15 protein-coding genes are annotated in these 20,075 nt (G+C 62.5%); 1 reads left to right on the top strand and 14 read right to left on the bottom strand.

Features of this window, described 5'->3' with window-relative positions:
- Positions 1 to 124: 124 nt before the first annotated feature.
- A complete protein-coding gene (locus tag EYD00_RS03225) occupies positions 125 to 3,094 on the bottom strand; it encodes a bifunctional [glutamine synthetase] adenylyltransferase/[glutamine synthetase]-adenylyl-L-tyrosine phosphorylase (RefSeq protein WP_004440818.1) in 2,970 nt (989 codons plus the stop codon).
- A gap of 319 nt (positions 3,095 to 3,413) precedes the next feature.
- On the opposite strand from EYD00_RS03225, the gene EYD00_RS03220 reads away from it, so the two are divergent.
- The gene (locus tag EYD00_RS03220) at positions 3,414 to 4,277 is read left to right on the top strand and encodes a MipA/OmpV family protein (protein WP_006700327.1); all 864 of its coding nucleotides are present in this window, start codon (positions 3,414 to 3,416) and stop codon (positions 4,275 to 4,277) included.
- Between the two features lie 60 nt (positions 4,278 to 4,337).
- On the opposite strand, the gene EYD00_RS03215 is transcribed toward EYD00_RS03220, so the two are convergent.
- The 13 genes from EYD00_RS03215 to EYD00_RS03155 form a co-directional block, all read right to left on the bottom strand.
- A complete protein-coding gene (locus EYD00_RS03215; RefSeq protein ID WP_034495866.1) occupies positions 4,338 to 5,747 on the bottom strand; it encodes a sensor histidine kinase in 1,410 nt (469 codons plus the stop codon).
- Between the two features lie 9 nt (positions 5,748 to 5,756).
- Entirely contained in the window at positions 5,757 to 6,515 is a 759-nt protein-coding gene (locus EYD00_RS03210) for a response regulator transcription factor (RefSeq protein ID WP_004440811.1), read from the bottom strand.
- A gap of 258 nt (positions 6,516 to 6,773) precedes the next feature.
- The gene (locus EYD00_RS03205) at positions 6,774 to 8,327 is read right to left on the bottom strand and encodes a Do family serine endopeptidase (protein ID WP_004440808.1); all 1,554 of its coding nucleotides are present in this window, start codon (positions 8,325 to 8,327) and stop codon (positions 6,774 to 6,776) included.
- 153 nt (positions 8,328 to 8,480) lie between these two features.
- Positions 8,481 to 8,936 (bottom strand): cytochrome c-type biogenesis protein, encoded by a 456-nt coding sequence (locus EYD00_RS03200; RefSeq protein WP_034495871.1) that lies wholly within the window; start codon positions 8,934 to 8,936, stop codon positions 8,481 to 8,483.
- Between the two features lie 185 nt (positions 8,937 to 9,121).
- Entirely contained in the window at positions 9,122 to 11,113 is a 1,992-nt protein-coding gene (locus EYD00_RS03195; protein WP_004440801.1) for a heme lyase CcmF/NrfE family subunit, read from the bottom strand.
- Entirely contained in the window at positions 11,110 to 11,622 is a 513-nt protein-coding gene (gene ccmE, locus EYD00_RS03190; protein ID WP_034495873.1) for a cytochrome c maturation protein CcmE, read from the bottom strand. Before ccmE ends, EYD00_RS03195 begins: the two co-directional genes overlap by 4 nt.
- On the bottom strand, positions 11,619 to 12,782 hold the full coding sequence (gene ccmI, locus EYD00_RS03185; protein ID WP_004440796.1) for a c-type cytochrome biogenesis protein CcmI: 1,164 nt from the start codon (positions 12,780 to 12,782) through the stop codon (positions 11,619 to 11,621). Before ccmI ends, ccmE begins: the two co-directional genes overlap by 4 nt.
- A gap of 160 nt (positions 12,783 to 12,942) precedes the next feature.
- Positions 12,943 to 13,371 carry an RT0821/Lpp0805 family surface protein gene (locus EYD00_RS03180; RefSeq protein ID WP_034496260.1) on the bottom strand — a complete coding sequence of 143 codons (429 nt, stop codon included), beginning with the start codon at positions 13,369 to 13,371 and terminating at the stop codon, positions 12,943 to 12,945.
- Positions 13,372 to 13,475: 104 nt separating this feature from the next.
- A complete protein-coding gene (locus EYD00_RS03175; protein WP_004440792.1) occupies positions 13,476 to 14,876 on the bottom strand; it encodes an ATP-binding protein in 1,401 nt (466 codons plus the stop codon).
- Positions 14,866 to 15,537, bottom strand: a complete 672-nt coding sequence (locus tag EYD00_RS03170; protein WP_003509815.1) for a response regulator transcription factor — start codon at positions 15,535 to 15,537, stop codon at positions 14,866 to 14,868. The genes EYD00_RS03175 and EYD00_RS03170 overlap by 11 nt, the downstream gene beginning before the upstream one ends.
- A gap of 92 nt (positions 15,538 to 15,629) precedes the next feature.
- Positions 15,630 to 15,884, bottom strand: coding sequence for a hypothetical protein (locus tag EYD00_RS03165; RefSeq protein ID WP_003497070.1), 255 nt, complete (start codon positions 15,882 to 15,884; stop codon positions 15,630 to 15,632).
- A gap of 140 nt (positions 15,885 to 16,024) precedes the next feature.
- Entirely contained in the window at positions 16,025 to 16,231 is a 207-nt protein-coding gene (locus EYD00_RS03160; protein WP_004440775.1) for a hypothetical protein, read from the bottom strand.
- A gap of 30 nt (positions 16,232 to 16,261) precedes the next feature.
- Positions 16,262 to 20,065, bottom strand: a complete 3,804-nt coding sequence (locus tag EYD00_RS03155) for a baseplate multidomain protein megatron (protein ID WP_034495879.1) — start codon at positions 20,063 to 20,065, stop codon at positions 16,262 to 16,264.
- Positions 20,066 to 20,075 lie beyond the last annotated feature (10 nt).

Below are 20,075 nucleotides of genomic sequence, written 5' to 3'. Positions count from 1 at the left end.
TGCGGCAAGGTTTTGCCCATCTCGACGTTAGAGAATGAAGTGGCGATAGCGGATCTTGCCGATCTCCCCCCTTGAGGGGGAGATGCCCGGCAGGGCAGAGGGGGGTAAGCCACACCCACCGACATCACCCCCCATTCTTCACCACCGCCACAAACGCCTTCCGCACCGCCTTCGCCAGCCGCTTCACCTCTCCCTCCAGCGTCGGAATGTCAGGGCAATCCCCCGCTCGGCACACGAGATCAGTGAGGCCCGCCGGCGCTTCCTTCGGATTGAACGTGCCGTCGATGCACAGCCTTACGATCTGCGATATCTCGGTATAAAGCCCCATCGCCGCCATGCAGTCATCGAAGGCCTGCGGCTCCATCACCGGAGCGGCGAGCGCCTGGAGCGCCTCGGCCGTGTTGCGCCCCGGTTCGTGCGCGGCAAGCCCCTTCGCAGGCCCTACGAGCGCCAGATATTGGGCGATGAATTCAAGGTCGATCAGGCCGCCATTGATGAGTTTGAAGTCCCAATTATTTTCCGGCGGTTTTTCCTGCTCGATGAGGCTGCGCATTTCCAACACATCGGCCGAGACCTTGGCCACATCCCGCTTTTGCGACAGGACGGAAGCAATGATGCGGCGCGCATCTTCCATCAGCGAGGCATCGCCGCAGATCAGGCGGGCGCGCGACAGCGCCATGTGCTCCCAGGTCCAGGCCTCCTCACGCTGGTATTTTTCGAAGGCGGAAATGCGGGTCGCCACCGGCCCCTTGTTGCCGGAGGGGCGAAGCCGCATGTCGACCTCGTAAAGCACGCCTTCTGCCGTCGGGGCCGACAGGGCGGCAATCAACCGCTGGGTCACGCGGGTGAAATAACGCACCACATCGAGCGGTTTTGCGCCGGTCGATTCATGGGCGGCATCATCATAATCGTAAAGCAGGATGAGATCGACATCCGATCCGGCCGTCAGCTCGAAGGAGCCGAGCTTGCCCATTCCCATCACGGCGACACGGCCGCCGGGATAGGGCCCATGTGCCGCCTCCATCTCCGCCAGCACCGCATTCAACGCCGCCTCGATCACCAGATCGGCAAGATGCGTGAAAGCACGGGCGGCGACTTCGCCACGGATCGCGCCGGTCAGAAGCCTCACGCCGATGAGGAAGCGCTGCTCAGCGGCAAAGATACGCAGCCGGTCGAGAATATCCTCGTAATGGCGGGCATTGGAGAGGAAACTGCCCATGCGGTGAGCGAGATAGTCGCGTGTCGGGATGTCGCTCATCAAAGCCGGGTCCAGCATGCCGTCAAAGACATGCGGGCGGGCGGCGATGATTTCGGCCAGACGCGGCGCGGAGGACATGATCGTTACCAGCAGGTCGAGCAGCGCCGGGTTGTTGCCGAGCAGCGAGAAAAGCTGGATGCCTGCCGGCAGGCCGGAGAGGAAATTGTCAAAGCGCAGCAGCGCCTCGTCGGCCCGCTTGCTCTCACCAAAGGCGCGCAGCAGGTCCGGCGTCAATTCCGTCAGCCGCTCGCGGGCCTCGACCGACTGAGTCGCCCGGTAACGGCCATTGTGCCAGGTGCGGATGACGCGGGAGATATCCTCCGGCCGCTCGAAACCGAGGGCGGAGAGCGTCTTTAACGTATCGGGATCGTCCTTCTGACCGGTGAACACCAGATTGCCGGCCTCGCCTGACAGTTTCACTTCCTGTTCGAACAGCGCCGAATAACGCCGCTCCACCAGCCGCAGCACCTCTTCCAGCTTTTCCGAGAAGGCCTTGGTATCCTCGAAACCCAGCATGAAGGCGATGCGCTTCAGTTCGGCTTCGGTATCGGGCAACACATGGGTCTGCTCATCGCGCACCATCTGGATGCGATGTTCCACCTCGCGAAGGAACCAATAGGCATCCGTCAGGCTGTCACGGGTCTCGGCGTCGATCCATTTCGCCTCGGTCAGCGCCGCCAGCGCCTCCTGCGTTGCGCGCACCCGCAGCGCCGGCATTCGGCCGCCGGCGATCAGCTGCTGCGTCTGGGCGAAAAACTCGATCTCGCGGATGCCGCCGCGCCCGAGCTTGACATTGTGGCCCTTCACCGCAATCGCGCCGTGGCCCTTATGGGCGTGGATCTGCCGCTTGATGGAATGAATATCGGCAATCGCCGCATAATCGAGATATTTGCGGAAGATGAAGGGCGTGAGCTCGCGCAGGAAATTCTCACCCGCCTTGATATCGCCCGCCACCGGCCGTGCCTTGATATAGGCAGCGCGCTCCCAGTTCTGGCCCCTGCCCTCGTAATAAAGCAGTGCCGCTTCCACGGGGATGGCGAGCGGTGTGGAGCCCGGGTCTGGCCGCAGCCGCAGATCGGTGCGGAAGACATAACCATCGGCCGTGCGCTCCTGCATGATGCGCACCAGACGGCGCATCATGCGTCCGAAATTCTCCGTCGCGTCGTAGGGGTCGTCCATGATCCCGGCGGAGGGTTCGAAAAACACCACGGCGTCGATATCGGAGGAATAATTGAGTTCGCGGGCACCGAGCTTACCCATGCCGAGCACGATGAGGCCCGATCCTTCGCTGGGGGCGGCAACATCCTTCAGTTTCAGCTTGCCACTCTCATGGGCCGACAGCAGAAGGTGATCGATGGCGGCAGAGAGTGCCGCATCCGCCATGTCGCTCAGCCAGCGGGTCGTGTCACGCGCAGTGAAGATACGGGCGAGATCGGCAAGTGCCGCGACGAAGGAGAGCCGCCGTTTGGCGATCCGGAGCCTCGACATTACCTCGTTTTCGCTCGGTATGCCGCCGTCCTCTCCCGGTTTCCAGCAATCGCGCGCCTGACGCACGAGATCGGCGAGCAGTGGCTCCAGAGGTTTTGAAATGGCCAGTGACAACAGCCCCTCATCGGCCGCCGCCATGTCGCGCAGGTAGGGGGAGAGCGTGAAGGCCGCGGCAACGAAGTCTTTCAGGGCGCTTTCGTCGGCAAGCAGCGCGGCCACCGCCGGCTCGCTTCTGCCGATGTCTTTCAGAGTGGAGAGCACGGATTTCAGCTCGGTCTGCGTATAGGGGCGGATCACGCCCGCCAGCACGTCGTTCAGCCGCCTTTCGGCGCTTTCCGGTTTCGTCAATGCTTCTCTCCCTCTCCCGAGCCCGTTTGTCCTTCGGCCATACCGGATTTTTCAGGACGGGCCGCTCTCCCCACGCTAGCCATCCTGCCGTTGCATCACCGAAGCCTGCAGGCACATATCACCTGCGTTGTAACAAATGCGGCGCGCTTTGCGATCAGGAAAACCGCTTTTGCCGAATTTTCCGAAACCCTGCTGGCGCGACCACGGTTTCGGCGGCGCATCGCAATGCCGCGTAATGTCTCCGCAATTGTGCCCACGTAGCGTTCTCCTCAACGAAACCCGACTCCCCGGTTTTCAAACACGCGGTGCTGCAACGGATATGATCATGAAACAGATTTTTACAATGAAATGGCAAAAGAGCCTGTGCGCCATGGCGCTTTGCCTGACGGCGCTGCCGGTGGCACAAGCGGTCTACGCGCCGGTTTTCGCCGCCGATATCGGCAAATCGGACCGCATGGCCGATCCGCAGGCCGGTTTCGATAATTCCCGCTACAGCAGTTCCAGCGACTGGAAAATCACGCTCGGTGTCGGCGCCGCCTATGCCCCGAAATATGAGGGGTCGGACAAGCTGGAGGCCGGCGCCGTGCCGCTGGTCTCCGTCGCCTATGGGGACATGTTGAGCATTGATTTCAGCGGCGTCACCGTCAACCTGCTGAACAGCAATGGCTTCCGGCTGGGAGTGAAAGGCGGCTGGGAGCCCGGGCGCAAGGAAAAGGACGACAGGAAAAACCTGCGCGGGATGGGCGATATCAAGGCAGGCGGCGTCATTGGCGGCGTTATCGCCTATGACGCTGAACCCTTCGAAATCTACGCCAAGGTCGACAAGACCATCAATGGCAGCGAGGGCCTGACAGCCTCGATCGGCGCCAGCGTTTCCCATAAGGTCGACCAGTTCATCCTCGGAGCGGACCTCTCCGCCACCTGGGCTGACGACAAGCACATGAAATCCTATTTCGGTGTGACCTCGGCGCAATCCGCCCGTTCGGGCCTGCGTCGCTTCGACGCCAAATCCGGCTTCAAGCGCGTCGACGCCAGCGCCTCCGTCACCTACCTGATGACCGAGAACTGGTCGATCACCGGCACCGGAGGCGTCGGTTTCCTGCTGGGCGATGCCAAGGACAGCCCGCTGTCCAAAAAAGATATCCAGCCGTTTGCAATGGTGGGCCTGGCCTACACATTCTAACGCGAGGATTGTCGTCTGGCGGGGCACAACTCCCCGCCGGAATACACTCGCCGGCTCTCTTCAGCGGCTATTGTCTGGAAAAACCATGGAGACTGTCAGCCCCGGGCAGGCGGTGTTGGAGGCGTCGGTGTCCGAAAGCTCCAGCGACCCGCCATGCAGTTCCATCACCGCCTCCACCAGCGACAGGCCAAGGCCCGTGCCGGGCTTGGAGCGGCTTTCATCCAACCGCACGAAGCGTTTCAGCACCTCGCCGCGCTTGTCGGCAGGAATACCGGGACCATTATCGGCAACGGAAAGCAGGATTGCGCCAGGGGCCTTTGCCAGACGAACGACGAGTTTTTTGTCACCCTCGCCTTCGCAGGCATATTTCATGGCGTTGTCTATAAGGTTCGAAAGCGCCTGGCCGATCAATTCACGGTTGCCCTTGACGACGAGGCCCTGTTCGATTTCGGTTTCCAGCGCGAGCCCCGCATCCTCGGCCACCGGCTCGTAGAGTTCGGCGCTGTCTTCGGCAATCGCCGAGACGTCCACTTCAGTCATTTCGGCGGCGATGGAACCGGCCTCTACACGGGAAATCATCAGCAGCGCATTGAAAGTGCGGATGAGCTGGTCGGACTCGGCGATAATGCCTTCAAGGGCTGCGCGGCGTTTCGTTTCGTCATCATCGTCCAGTGCCGCGGCGGCCTTGTTGCGCAAGCGCGTCAGCGGCGTCTTCAGGTCATGGGCGATATTGTCGGAAACCTGCCGCAGGCCTTCATTCAGCTTCTCGATGCGGCCAAGCATGGCGTTAAGCGAGCCGGACAGCCTGTCGAACTCATCGCCGGAGCGGCCCTGCGGCAGACGCTGCGAAAGGTCGCCGGCCATGATCTTCTTGGTTGCCGCCGACATGCGGTCGATGCGTTTCAGTGCATTGCGGCCGATGCCGAACCAGATCAGCAGGGCGCCGCCGCTCATGATGGCGAGCGCCACCATCAGGGCATTCCGCACCAGGGCGCGGAATTTGGTCGGCTCGCCGAGGTCGCGGCCGATCAGGATGCGCAGCCCGTTGTCCAGAACGAAAACATTGGCCGTGGCAAGATGCTGCACGCTGTCGCCGCTCTCGGAATAACGCTCATAACGGAAGGGAAAGCCGGTCCAGCCTTCCTTGTCGAAAACACCGGGCTGCACGGAGGCGACGTTGCCGGCCAGAATTTCACCATTCGGCCCGGCGATGATGTAAAGGCTCGCTCCCGGCTGGCGGGCACGGCGCTCCATCATCCTCAGCAGCGGATTGATACCGCCGCGATTATAGATGCGCTGCACATCCGAGACTTCCTGCAGCACAGCGTCACGCGTCTGCTGGTTCAGCAGCCTTTCGGAAAGCGCAGTGACATAAAAAACAAGGAACGCCGCGCAGAGCGCAAACAGCAGGATATAGAGCGCCGAAAGGCGCACCGCTGTCGACCTGAACAATATTCTGAGGCGGGCCATTTTCGGCAATCAGCCCTCGTCCTTCATCATGTAGCCCGCACCGCGAATGGTCTTCAGCAGCGGCTTCTCGAAGTCCTTCTCAATCTTCGAGCGCAGGCGGGAAACATGCACGTCGATGACATTGGTCTGCGGATCGAAATGGTAATCCCAGACATTTTCGAGAAGCATCGTGCGGGTCACCACCTGGCCGGCATTCTTCATCAGATATTCCAGCAGGCGAAATTCGCGCGGCTGAAGGAGGATTTCCTTGCCACCCCGGCGCACATCGTGGGACAGGCGGTCCAACTCGAGATCGCCGACGCGATAGATCATGTCCTGCTCGGGCTTGCCCTTGCGGCGGCCAAGCACTTCGATACGGGCGAGCAGTTCGGAGAAGGCATAGGGTTTCGGCAGATAATCGTCACCGCCGGCACGCAGGCCGGTCACGCGGTCATCCACCTGCCCCAGCGCCGAAAGGATAAGAACCGGCGTCTCGATGCCGCGGCGGCGCAGTTCGCTGATGACGGAAAGCCCGTCGCGGCGCGGCAACATGCGGTCGATCACCATGACGTCGTAGACATTCTCGCAGCCCATGAACAGGCCGCTTTCACCATCGCTGGCGTGGTCGGCGACGATCCCGGCTTCGCGGAACGCCTTGGTCATATAGGCCGCAGCCTCGAGGTCGTCTTCAATGACAAGAATCTTCATGTGCGGGACAATAGCGCCCTCGCCCTTTTCCGCACAACCGGAAACAGATGCGACAGACATTTCCTGAACCTTGTTTTCCATGAGGTTTCCTCCGCGATACTGCCTGGACCGGCATTGCAGGTCCTTTCTTCTCCCCGCCGGGGAAGGGTCGGATGAGGGGGCAAGCGCGCAGTCTATCGCTACCCTTGCCACCTCATCCCGCCGCCGCGACCTTCTCCCCCTCGGGGAGAAGAAACAAGTGGCACGCGCTCATTCCATATGTTCTGCCTCGTCCTATAGGCGAGACACATTCCTTAGCGACGCCGGCTCCCGAAAGAACCGGCATCGCCTTTCAGCCTATCAACCCTGGTCGATATCCAGAGCGATGAAGCGGCTGCCGTCATCCGTCTGGATCTGGAACAGCGCCTTGGAGCGTCCGTCTTTCTTCGCCTGCTCGAGGATCTTCTCGATATCGGCGGCGGATGCGACCTGCTGGTTGTTGACCGAGGTGATCTTCTCACCCGTCTTCAGGCCACGGGCAGCGGCATCGCTGTCAGGGTCGACATCGGTGATGGCAAGCCCGTTGCCGTCATCGGCGGGGGCCACCGTAAGGCCGAGGCTGGACAGCACCTTCTCGCTGGAAGACTGACCGCCCTTGTCGTCGTTCTGGCTCGGGGTCGCCTTGGAGGCATCGTCGCTGGCGAGATCACCGAGCGTCACCGTGACCGACTGAGACTTGCCACCGCGCCACAGCGAGATTTCCACCTTGCTGTTCGGCGCGATGCCGCCGATGCGGCGTGACAGGTCGCGGGCATCCTTGACGGGTTCGCCGTTGACGGCGGTGATGATGTCACCCTGCTTGATGCCTGCCTTGTCGCCCGGCGAGCCGGACTGCGGCGAAACGACCAGAGCGCCCTTGGCTTCGGAAAGGCCGAGCGATTCGGCGATGTCCTTGCTGACGGGCTGGATCTGCACGCCGAGCCAGCCGCGCTCTACCTTGCCGTCCTTCTGCAGGTCGGCGATCACGTCCTTGGCGACCGATGCCGGAATGGCGAAGGCGATGCCGACATTGCCGCCCGAGGGCGAGAAGATGGCGGTGTTGATGCCAACCACTTCACCGTTGAGGTTGAAGGCGGGACCGCCCGAGTTGCCGCGGTTCACGGCGGCGTCGATCTGCAGGTAGTCGTCATAGGGGCCGGAGCCGATATCACGGCCACGGGCCGAGATAATGCCGGAAGTCACCGTGCCGCCAAGGCCGAAGGGGTTGCCAACGGCGACGACCCAGTCACCGACGCGGATCTTGCTGTCATCGGCAAACTGAACGTAGGTGAACTTGCGGTTCACATCGACCTTGAGGAGTGCCAGATCGGTGCGCGGATCGCGGCCGACGAGCTTGGCGTCGAGTTCGGTGCCGTCATTCATCACGATCGTATAGGCGGAGCCGTCATCGACGACGTGGTTGTTGGTGACGATGTAACCATCTTCGGAAATGAAGAAGCCGGAGCCCTGAGCGACGGGGCGCAGCGGACCCTTGCCGTCACGGTGGCGATTGGGGCCGCGGTCGGAGCGATCCTGGTTCGGGCCGCCGAATTCCTTGAAGAAGCGCTTGAGCGGATGGTCATCCGGAAGCTGGTCAAGGCCACGGCCACCGAAATTAAAGGAGAAATTGCTGGAATCATCGGAAGCGGGCTGCACGTTCGACTGAACGCGAACGGAGACGACGGCGGGCGATACCGCATCGACCACGTTGGCGAAGCTCGGAACCTGCGGCGCAGTCACCTCGACGGGGGCCGCAAAAGAGTGGAGGATAGGTGCGGCAATGCCGGTGGAAAGCATCAGCGCCGCAAGGCCGCCAACCGTCGTGGCCTTCAGGGCTGTCTTCAGCGAGGAATGGCCGTTTTGCGAATGAGACATGGTGTACCTTCTTTCTTCATTCAGACTGGAACCCGTGTGACCGGGGAAGCGGTGGATGATGAAGATATAGGAGGCGACACCTTACGGCGAAGTGTCTGAGGAATGAAAAATCCGTAATGTTGAGAAAGAACCGTGGGAAAAAATGAAAAACAGTTATTTTTCAATGAGGTTGCGAATTCTTTCTTCTTCATCCGCGCTCAGTTTTTGTGGCTGTTCAAGGGTGGCGCGGCGACGCGAAAAGACGAAGACGGCGAAAATTCCCACAAGGGTGAGGCCGATGGGTGCGCCCCACAAAAGCACGGTGCGCAGGCTGAGGCGCGGTTTGAGAAGCACGAATTCGCCATAGCGCGACACGACATAGTCGATGACCGCCTTGTCGCTGTCACCCTCGACCAGCCGTTCGCGCACCAGAACGCGCAGGTCACGCGCCAGTTCGGCGTTGCTGTCATCGATCGACTGGTTCTGGCATACCATGCAGCGAAGCTGGGAGGTGAGGTTGCGGGCTCGCTGTTCGAGCACGGGGTCCTTGAGGACTTCATCCGGGTTGAAGGCGGAAGCGGGAGATGCTGAGACAAGCACAGCGAAGAGAAGCAGAAAACCCGCCAGCATCCGAGGCAATCCCGAAAGAGTGCGGCGCATTTCTTCTCCCCGCCGGGGAGAAGGAGGCCCGAAGGGTCGGATGAGGGGGCCCACGCCAGCCATAACTCTCAGTGTATGCGGCTTCCCCCTCATCGCCTCGCTTTGCTCGGCACTTCTCCCCGTGGGGGAGAAGAAACCTGCCGCACGCTCCACACTCATTCCGCCGCCTCCGGCATTGCAGCCCGCACCGGCTTCGCCTTGCGATTCGGCGCCCCCACTCTCAATCGCCTGTCCGAGAGAGAAATGAACCCGCCCGCCATCATGAACAGCGTGCCGCCCCAGATGCACAGGATGAAGGGTTTCCACCAGATGCGCACCACCATGCCGCCATCGGCCATGGGGTCACCAAGCGAGACATAGAGCTGGCTGAGACCGAAGGTCAGGATGCCGGCTTCCGTCGTCGGCATGCGCCGGGCCGTGTAAAGCCGCTTGGACGACCAGACATCCGCAACTTCCACGCCTGCCTTGCGCACGGTGAAATGGCCGCGATCCTCGGTGAAGTTCGGTCCGACGGCGTGGCGGATGCCGTCGAAGGTCAGGCTGTAGCCGCCCGCTTCCGCCGCCATGCCCTCTTTCATTTCCAGCACTGTCTCGGTCTCATAGGTGGTGACGATGACGATGCCGAGAACGGTGATTCCAAGACCCATATGCGCCAGCGCCGTACCGAAGGCCGAGCGCGGCAGGCCTTTGAGGCGGCGAAACGCAATACCGAAAGCGAGCTTGCCGAAATTGGCGCGATACCAGAGATCGGCAAATGCGCCGAGGATCAGCCAGAAACCGGCAGCGATGCCGAGTGCGGCCAGTACCGGGCCGCCATTTTCAATGTACCAGAGCGTCAGTCCCGCCAGAGCGGCAAGCGCTGCCGCCACATAGAGCCGCTGGAATGCGCCCAGGAGATCGCCGCGTTTCCAGGCGAGCATCGGCCCAAACGGGGTGACGATCAGGATCGGGATCATCAGGAGGCCGAAGGTGAGATTGAAGAAAGGCGCGCCGACCGAGATTTTTTCGCCTGTCAGCGTTTCCAGAATGAGCGGATAGAGCGTGCCGATCAGCACGGTCGCGGTGGAGACCGTCAGGATCAGGTTGTTGAGAACCAGCGATCCCTCACGCGAAATCGGCGCAAATAGCCCGCCGGCCTTGAGCGACGGCGCACGCCATGCAAAGAGCGCGAAGGCGCCGCCGATGAAGACGGTCAGAATGCCGAGAATGAAGATGCCGCGGCTCGGATCGGTGGCGAAGGCATGCACGGAGGTGAGAACACCGGAGCGAACGAGGAAGGTGCCGAGCAGCGAGAGCGAAAAGGTCATGATCGCCAGAAGCACGGTCCAGATTTTCAGCGCCTCGCGCTTTTCCATGACCAGCGCCGAATGCAGCAGCGCGGTGCCGGCAAGCCACGGCATGAAGGAGGCGTTTTCCACTGGGTCCCAGAACCACCAGCCGCCCCAGCCGAGTTCGTAATAGGCCCAGTAGGAACCCATGGAGATGCCCGCGGTCAGGAAGGTCCAGGCGGCGAGCGTCCATGGCCGCACCCACCGCGCCCAGGCGGCATCGATACGGCCTTCCAGCAATGCGGCAACGGCGAAGGAGAAGCAGACGGAAAAGCCGACATAACCGAGGTAAAGCAGCGGTGGATGAATGGCGAGGCCGAAATCCTGAAGGATGGGGTTCAGATCCTGCCCTTCGGCCGGCACCGGCTCCAGCCGCAGAAACGGATTGGAGGTGAGCAGGATGAACAGCAGGAAGGCGACGGAAATCCATGCCTGCACGGCAAGAACATTGGCTTTGAGCGTTTCAGGCAGGTTGCGGCCGAAGGTGGCGACGAGCGCGCTGAAAAACACGAGGATGAGCAGCCAAAGCAGCATGGAGCCTTCGTGATTGCCCCATACACCGGTCAGCTTGTAGATCATCGGCATCAGCGAATGGGAGTTTTCCCAGACGTTGCGCACGGAAAAATCCGAGACGGCATAGGCCCGCGTCAGCGCCGCAAAGGACAAACCAACAAGCAGGAACATCAGCACCGAGCCGAGCGAAGCGATGTCCATCAGCGCCCGGTCGTTGCGGCGCGCGCCGATGACCGGCAGCGTGGACACGATCAGCCCCACGCCAAGCGCCAGGACCAGAACGTAATGGCCGATCTCGTTGATCATTTGGTTGCTCCGGTCTTGTCAGTCGAAGCCGTGCCGGCGGCCGGCGTTGCGGCCGCGGGTTTCTCTCCCTCTGCGCCTTGCTGCCACAGACCCTTGTCCTTCAGCCGGTCGGCAATTTCCTTCGGCATGTAGTTCTCGTCGTGTTTGGCAAGCACGCTGTCGGCCACGAAACCGTGGGTCGCGGCATCGAACATGCCTTCGGTCACCACGCCCTGCCCTTCGCGGAAGAGATCGGGCAGGATGCCGGTATAGCTGACCGGCACGGTCGCTTCGCCATCCGTCACCGTGAAGCTCACCGTGCGGCCCTCGCCGCGCTTGATCGACCCTTCCGCCACCAGCCCGCCAAGGCGGATGCGCGTGCCGGGGTTGACGGGCGTTTTTTCCAGATCGGCCGGCATGTAGAAATAGGCGATGGACTGGCCGAAGGCGAACATGACCAGCAGCACGGCCGCCACGATGAAGCTCATGCCGCCGCCGATGATCGCGAGTCGTTTCTGTTTGCGGGTCATTGTGTCACTCCCTGCGGCGCGGCATCCTGTTTCCCGTTCATGCGGATCGGTCCGGCGGAAACGCCGAGTTCCTTCGCCAGCGCCAGAAGCTGCCTGCCCTGCTCACCCTCCGGCGGAAAAGCTTTCAGCCCCGCCCGCAGCGCCTCTCCGGCCTTGGCTTCGTTCTTCAGCACGGAATAGGCACGCACGAGCCGCATCCACCCTTCGAAATCGGCCGGGTTATCCTTCAGCTTGGCGTCAAGGCTCGCCACCATACCTTCAATCATCGCCTGCCGGTCGGTCGCCGTCATGTCTTTTGCCGCCGCCATGTCCTCGGCCGTCGGGCCGGGTGCGGCAGGTTTCGTTTCGCCGCCAGTCCGGGCAATATGCTCGCGCACCAGGGGCAGCCATGGCGCGCCAGCCGGGGCGTCTGCCGCCAGCTGAGTGAAGGCCGCGCGTGCTTCCTCCGCCTTGCCGGCCTGTTCCAGCGACAGCGCGAGATAGAAGCGGGCACGCGGGTTGCCGGGTTTAAGCTTTTCCGCCTCGGCAAATGCATCCCGCGCCGCCTCGATGACGATACCGTCATTGCCGGCCACGAGCGTTTCGCCAAGGCCCGTCAATCGTTCGGCGCTCGGGCCCAGAATGCGAAGCGCATTGCGATAGGCGAGCTCGGCGTCGCCAAGCCGCTGCATCTTGAAATAGATCGGCGCCAGAATTTCCCATCCCGCGCCATCATCCGGGTTCTGCGCCAGATGCCTTTCGGCCCTTGCGACCAGCAGATTCATGTCGTTGCCGGGCTTTTCAAGGCGTGCCTCGAGCGGCATGTCCGGTACCTCCGGACTGCCGTTCCAGATGTAGAGACAGAGACCCAGCGCCGGCAACAGAATGGTGATCAGGCTGGCGGCGAGATTGTGCCGGCGCGGCCGGGTTTCTTTGCCGGGTTGCTCTTCCGCTTCGGCGGCGGCAAGCAGACGGCGGCCGATTTCGGCGCGGGCATAATCCGCCTCGGTCTGCCCGATCAGGCCGGCGGCGCGTTCGCGGTCCAGTTCGGCCAGCTGGTCACGATAAACGGCAACCTCACCGTCACGGCGCGTCTGCGGCGCCTCGGTCTTCCGCATCAGCGGGTACATCAGGACGATGGCAACAGCCGCCGTCAATATCGCAACGACAATCCAGAACATAAGGCTCAATTACTCGAATGCGCGGCACATGGAAACATGAAGCGCAGGGATGACGCGAATTTGAGACATCACGCCGCACCGCAGGCCCTTCCCCCGGCTGCACCGCCATGCCTCTCTTGTCATCGCAAAGGGCCAGTGACCTTGATTTGCGTCAAACCGGTTATGTCAGCGGCGACCAGCTTCCATCGGCATTGCGGCAGGCTGCGCCACGCGCCCGGGTTTCGCGTCCGTCTACCGTCAGGGTGTGCGAATATTGCCGGCAGTTCTGGTTGCCAACCTGATAGGGCGCATTGGCGACCACCTGGCCCTTGGCGTCATCGCCCGTCCAGATGACAGGCGTGCCGACCGGGGCCGTTTCCAGCGCCTTATATTCGGCCTCCAGCGCCTTTGTCTGGTCACCCCTGTCAAGCTGCACGCCGCTTCGCCCGACAATGCCGCCTTCCAGATTGGCAAGGAAGGGCGTGGAGGGCTGTGACGAACGGCCGAAAAGACCGCCGCCTGCCGGGCGGGTGCCCGTGGTGGTGCAGGCGCTCAGCATGGAAACGCACAGGATCGAGAGAAGTGCCGGGCGTGACACCAGCGAACGCATCGTCACGGAGCGGCAGCCATCATACACGTCAACCAAACCCTGTCCTCTTTCCTACCGCATTGCATCAATATACCAGCGTTGAATTTCTTGCCTTTTTTCTCGGCTCACGCAAGCTCTTTCGAAAGGCCGGGCAAAATCAGATCTGCCTTCAACCCGCCGATGGCGCTGCGCGACAGCGAAAAGCGGCCATGGTACTCTGACACCACCTCTGAAACGATCGACAATCCGAGGCCCGTGCCGGGGCGGCTCTCATCCAATCGCCGCCCACGCTTCATCGCTTCGCTGATCTGTTCCGGCTCAAGTCCCGGCCCATCATCCTCCACCGTCAGCTCCACCCAGGCGCGACGGGCGATTTCGGCGTCGGAGGATGGGTGCGTGCCGGTCGCCAGCGTAATGACCACACGCGTCTGTGCAAAACGCGCGGCATTTTCGAGAAGATTGCCGACGACCTCTTCCAGATCCTGCTGCTCCATGCCGAGTACCGCGCCGGGTTGCTCGAAATTCAGCACGAACTGCTTGTCGGGGTTCAGGCGGCGCATGACACGCACCAGCCGTTCCAGCGCCGGTTCGGCCTCCACGCGGGCAAGGATGGAGCCGCGCTGGGCGGCGATGCGGGCGCGGGAGAGATAGGATTGCACCTGCGCCTGCATGGCGTCCGCCTGAGCGCGCACAAGGTCGCCGTGCTGCGGATCGAGCGTGCGGGCTTCGTTCAGGAGAACTGCAATCGGCGTCTTCAGTGAATGGGCGAGATTGCCGACCTGCATACGGGCGCGCTCGACGAGCCTTCGATTGCTGTCGATCAGCGCATTGACCTCATTGGCAAGCGGCTGGATTTCGCGCGGGAATTCACCTTCGAGGCTTTCCGCCTCTCCGCCCCTGATCTTGCCAAGTGCGACGCGAGCCTGATCGAGCGGCCGCAGACTGTAGAGAATCGCAAGACCGTTCACGACGAGGCTGCCGACACCAAAGACGGCCAGAGCCAGATAAAGGCTGTTGGAAAAGTCGCGGACATCGTCTTCCACGACGTTCAGATTGCCGGAGACACGGAAACGCGCTGCACGCCCCTCGCCATCCAGCACGACTTCGGTTTCCGCCACCCGCACCTGATTGCCGGCCTCGTCGGTGACGGCATAAAAGCGCTCGTAGCGGTTGTCGAAGGGGGCATCGAGAATGCTCGGCACCGGAAGGGTGGAAACGCCGAGCGAGGAAGAGACCAGCGGCGCGGTCTGGAAATTTCCGAGCGGCTCGACAACCCAGTACCAGCCGGTATCGGGCTGCGAAAAGCGCAGATCGCCAAGCTGCGGGCTGCCGGCCAACGTATTCTCGTTGGAAATCGTCACGGAATTGATGACGTTATAGAGCTGTGCCCTGAGAAGATCGGTGAAGCTGCGCTCCACGCCCTGGCGGTAAAGCGTCGATATCACGACGGCGATCACCACCAGCGCCAGCACCGACCAGAGCGAGGCGAGCAGCAGGACGCGGGCGGTGAGAGAATTACTTCGCATCTGCCGGCGCTTGCATCCGGTAACCGAGACCACGGATCGTCTCGATCAGATCAACCCCGAGCTTCTTGCGCAGACGTCCGACAAATACCTCGATCGTGTTGGAATCGCGGTCGAAATCCTGATCGTACATATGCTCGACCAGCTCCGTGCGCGATACGACCTCACCCATGTGATGCATGAGATAGGACAGGAGCCGGAACTCGTGCGAGGTGAGTTTCAGCGTCGTGCCGTTGACGGTCGCCTTGGAGGACTTTGTGTCGAGCCGAACCGGGCCGCAGACGAGTTCGGAAGAAGCGTGGCCGGCCGCGCGGCGGATGAGCGCGCGCACGCGGGCAAGAACTTCCTCGACATGGAAAGGCTTTGTCACATAGTCATCGGCGCCGGCGTCGATGCCCGCCACCTTGTCGCTCCAGCGGTCGCGGGCGGTCAGGATGAGAACAGGCATGGCCTTTCCGGCCGCGCGCCATTTTTCGACGACGGTGATGCCATCGAGTTGCGGCAGGCCGATATCAAGAACGATGGCGTCATAGGGCTCGGTGTCACCGAGATAATGGCCTTCCTCGCCATCGAATGCCTGATCGACGACATAACCGGCCTCCTTGAGGGCATCGGTCAGCTGACGATTGAGATTGGCATCGTCCTCAACAACGAGAATACGCATTGTCCGCCCTTTCCTGTGTCCCGGCCCGCGTGCGTGGCCGGTCATGCTAGATGTCTCGGATCGTTTTCCGATATTTCGGCGATGCGGGCAAGCTACATCGGCACGCGCATCGTCACCTTGCGCGGGCGCTCGCCATTTCCCTGGACGAGAACGGTGACGACACAGGACTGACCGTCGCCGGAAGGATAGACAGAAAGAAGCTGGCCGCCGGTTTCGCGTACAACGCGGGCCACGGCCGCGCCGCAGTCGCTGGCAGCGAGAATGTAGTGGCCCTGCAAATCAGCCTCGGGCGCCGTGAAACCGGAAAGCCCGGCTGCAAGCGTCGCGATGATGAGAGGTGATGCCATTCTACAAACTTCCACAAAAAAAACGGGTGCGTCTTGAACCGTATTGTGACCGAATATGTAGCGCAAAGCGTCTGAATGGCAAATGAATGCCGCCCCCGCAGCGGGAAGACGGAACGGGAGCGGCGCTTGCGCGGGCTGCGTCAGCGGATCGCACGGGTCGCCGAAAGGCGGCCGTAAAGCGCGATGAGACCGCCAATTCCGCCGGCCACGGTCATCAGGCCGTCGGCCAGCTCACCGTGAAGTCCGGCGGGCAGATCAAAGCCGGCAATGGTGAAAAGCGGGGCGAAGACCGCAATCAGCGCGCCCCATATCGTGCGGGATTGATACCACGGTTTGGTACTGTCCATCTTGTCGTCCTTTGCTTTGTTTTCAGGCATTTATGAAAGCGGGAGAACGGCCTGTGCCGCCACTCCCAGGGGCACCGCGCGGCCGAGCTGGCGGACTCGCACGGAAATGTGATCCCGCAGCGCCGGAAAATCTGTGAGTTCGGCTGTTGCTGGATAAAACCAGAAGGGTTCCGAGACGTCGGCGGTACGCCGCACCTCGTCGCCGTCCAGCACCTCCACCCGATAACGTTCGAAAGCTTCATCCAGCGGAATCTCGCTTGCGTCCCAGCCATCGGCGTCCATCCGCCCCCGGCGTTTCCAGCTGATGAGAACGCCATCCGTTTTTCGCAGCCCGCCAAGATGCACCGGCGCAAGCGGCGTCAGCGCCCGAAATCCGGCCTCGACGGAGAAAGGCCCGACCGGCGCGCCGGCCTGTTCCGCTGCCTCGACAATCCAGTTCATTCGCCGGCCACGCTCTCCGGCGAGCAGACCGAGCGGCTGTACCGCGGCATCCAGAACAACCACCGGCGCCCCTGCCGGCGCACCGATGGCCAACGCGTCTTCCGTGCCGGCAAGGCCGCGCAGGAGAACAGAAAGCCGCCAGCGCGACCGCGCGGTTTCCTCTGCCTTCGCGAAAGCGACGATTTCCCAGACACCATTCGCCGCCCTCACGGCGATGCGGTTCTCGCCGTTCAGCACCGAAAGCGGTTCGGCCGATGCAACTTCGCCGAAAGGCAGATCGAGCACGATGGTATTTGCACGGTCGAAGCGACCGGAGGGTCCAGGCTTCAACGGCATTACCAGCGTTGCGATCCTGGCCGGACGGTCTAGCACGACGCGCTGGCCGTATCCTTCCGTGCCTGATGAGGCCGAGACGACGATGTGCCGCCAGGGTTTCGCGAAGGCGGCAACTCGCGCCGACTGCTCGGCCGCCGCACCGTCCTGATACGGCAGATCGAGAAACAGCACTTCCGGCGCGAAACCCTCGCTGCCGCTTGCGCCACGGGCACGTCGCTCGTCCGCCACACCGGCAAAAGTTGACAAGGCCGGGGAAAAGGCCCGCGCTTCCACCTGCCGCACCGCGCCATCCTCGATACGGCTGACCATGAACCGACCTGCGGGCGCCTGCGGAAAGGCATCCGTTGAGAGACGGATGCAGTCACCCGGTTCCAGCGCAATCTGCCCCGGCGGCAGGGCAAAACGCAGGCTGCGCCGTGCCTGGCGGCTGTCGCGCAAGGCCGCCTCGATCGCCGCTTGCGCCGTTTCCGAAGATAGAGCGGCGTTGAGATCGAGCCGCATGACACGGCTGCCGGCATTCTCCACGCGCCGCGAACGCACGCTCGCCTGCTCGTACTCCAGCGCCGGGTTGAACGAGGTCAGAACGGCTTCCGCGGGGAAATCGCTGTCGTGGCCGCGATTTTCCGACCACAGCGGTTCACCCTCCAGATCGGCGAGAATGGAAAGATCCCGAACGGGCGTGACAGCCCCGTTGCGGGAGCGGAAACGCAGGGTACCTGCATCCTCCGCCACATCCAGCTGAAATGCCGCGATCAGCGGCTCCAGCAGGCTGCGGGCCGAAGTTACCTCGCCTTGCACATAACCGATGAGATCGCCGCTGATGGCGGAGACGTCGAAAGCGGAAAAGCCGTGATCCGTCAAAATGGCGGCGATGGTGTCGGCAAGCGTCGCCGTTCCCAGCCGGCCGTTAAGCCAGTGGCCCGTGCGCCAGTTACCGCCATCGCTCCACGTCGCACCGTTTTGCGGAAAAGCCGGGAAAGGCCGCGCATCCCAGGTCCACAGATAGATCCGGCTCGTATCCACCATCGCGGCATCGCCATTTTCCCAGTGCCCCAGATGCGCCTCCAGAAAACGCCGCTGCTGGCTGTCCGCCCTGCTTTTGCGGGAAAAATGGGGAAAGGCGTTTTCCGCCGATTTCGGATCAGGAAAGACATTGGGGCGTGTCGCGCTCTTGTCCACCGCCGGGCAGCCGAGTTCCGTGAACCAGATGGGCTTCGAGCCCGGCCTCCATACGGTCGGCGTGGTGCTCTCCTTCCCGCCGGGCCGATCGTAATGGAGATTTTCCCACCAGTTTCGAAGGTCCTTGTAGCGGAATACCCATGGCTTTGCCGTTGTGCCATCGGCAATGGGGGTTCGCCGCCGGGCCGTGCGGTCGGCTTCGCTTGCATAAAACCAGTCGAAACCCTCGCCAGCCGTAACGGCGCGGCGGAAGGCCACAGCGTCATCCGGGCCGGTCATGCCGTCAGGATTGCCGTTTGCGGCATCTTCGTCGCGCCAGTCGGAGAGCGGCATGTAATTGTCGATGCCAATGGCGTCGATGTCGGAACTCGCCCAGAGCGGATCGAGATGGAAGAACACGTCCCCAGAGCCGTCGGCCGGCTGGTGACCGAAATATTCGCTCCAGTCCGCAGCGTAGGTTAGTTTCGTCGCCCTTCCGACGACAGCCCGTACATCGCGCGCGAGCCGCACCAGCGCCTCCACGAAGGGAAAGGCGCCGTTGTCGTCGCGCAACCCCGTCAGCCCCCGCAGTTCGGAACCGATCAGGAAGGCGTCGACGCCTCCCGCTTTTACCGAGAGGTCGGCGTAATGCAGCACCATGCGTCGATAGCCCTCGGCGCGGGAACAGAAACGATCGATCTCCAGCCGCGCACCGGCGGTACGATCGGCCGATCCGGGCCTCCCGGGTGCGGGAAAGCAGGTGATGCGCCCCCGCCAGGCATAGGCGTCCTGTTCGGCCTTGCCATAGGGATCCGGCAGCCCGTTGCCCGCCGGCACGTCCATCATCACAAAGGGATAAAGGCAGACCTTCAGGCCCCGCGCCTTGAGGTCGGCTATCGCCTGCAGCACGCCTTCATCATTCGGCGTGCCGCCATAGGCGGGACCGCCATGATGATGGCTGACCGGATGCGCCCCGGCGCGTGTCAGGCCGGCAACGGACCACGGCGTCGTCTCGCCCTCCCGGTCCCCCACTTCAACACCCGGCAGGATGCGGCATTCGCCCGCCCGCATATCCGTGCCGAACCAGCTCACCACCAGCGCCACGCTTTGAAGAGCGGGGCAAAGCGCCTGCAATTCATCGATGGCAGCGCGCCAGTCCGTCTCGGCCGTCAGGCCGTTACGGTTCATCACGCGGCTTTCACCCATGCCCGTATGCTCGGAAACCGGCACCGTTGCGTAACCATGTTCGGTTGAGCCCGGAATGACGGTCACGGCGCGGATCGACTTCTCCAGCCCGCCGACCGGCCGCACCACCTCGAACTGCATGAGCGGAATGCGGTTGCCATAGGCTTCAAGCGGCAGGCGCTCGATGACGACATAAGCGAGGCCGCGAAAGGCGGGAGCATTGCCGCTCCCCTGTTTCGCCTCAATCAGCGGATCGGGCAATTGCGTTGCGCTGCCGGGATAAAAGCGCATCTCGATGCCGGTCAGGTCAATTTCGCGCCCATCGGCCCAGACGCGCCGCACGAGGGCCGCCTCCCCCTCGCAGAGACCGATGGCGAGATTGGCGAAATATCGATAGGTTTCCGTCCTTGGGCCACGGTTGCCTTTGCCACCACGTCTCTGCACGACACGGCTTTCTTCGAAACGTGTCGCCCAGATCAGGGTGCCGCCGATCCTCGCCGTACCGTAAAGCCGGTTTATCGCGGCGCCTTCATCCGCACCGGGAATACGCGCGGCCGAGAGCCGTGCCCCGGACACGGTACGACCGTCCGAAAGCAAGGCGCGATCCAAGGCGTTGCCAGCCAGCGCGCCGGCCGCACGCCCGATGATCGCTCCCACGGGCCCAAAAATACCGCCGAGCGCCGCACCTGCTGCCTGAAATAGTATGGTTGCCATGCCTGCCTCA

The organism is Agrobacterium sp. 33MFTa1.1, from assembly GCF_004328495.1.
GTDB classification, from domain to species: domain Bacteria; phylum Pseudomonadota; class Alphaproteobacteria; order Rhizobiales; family Rhizobiaceae; genus Agrobacterium; species Agrobacterium pusense.
Note: the sequence above shows the minus strand (reverse complement) of the source record. Positions and strands in the feature narration are given on the sequence as shown.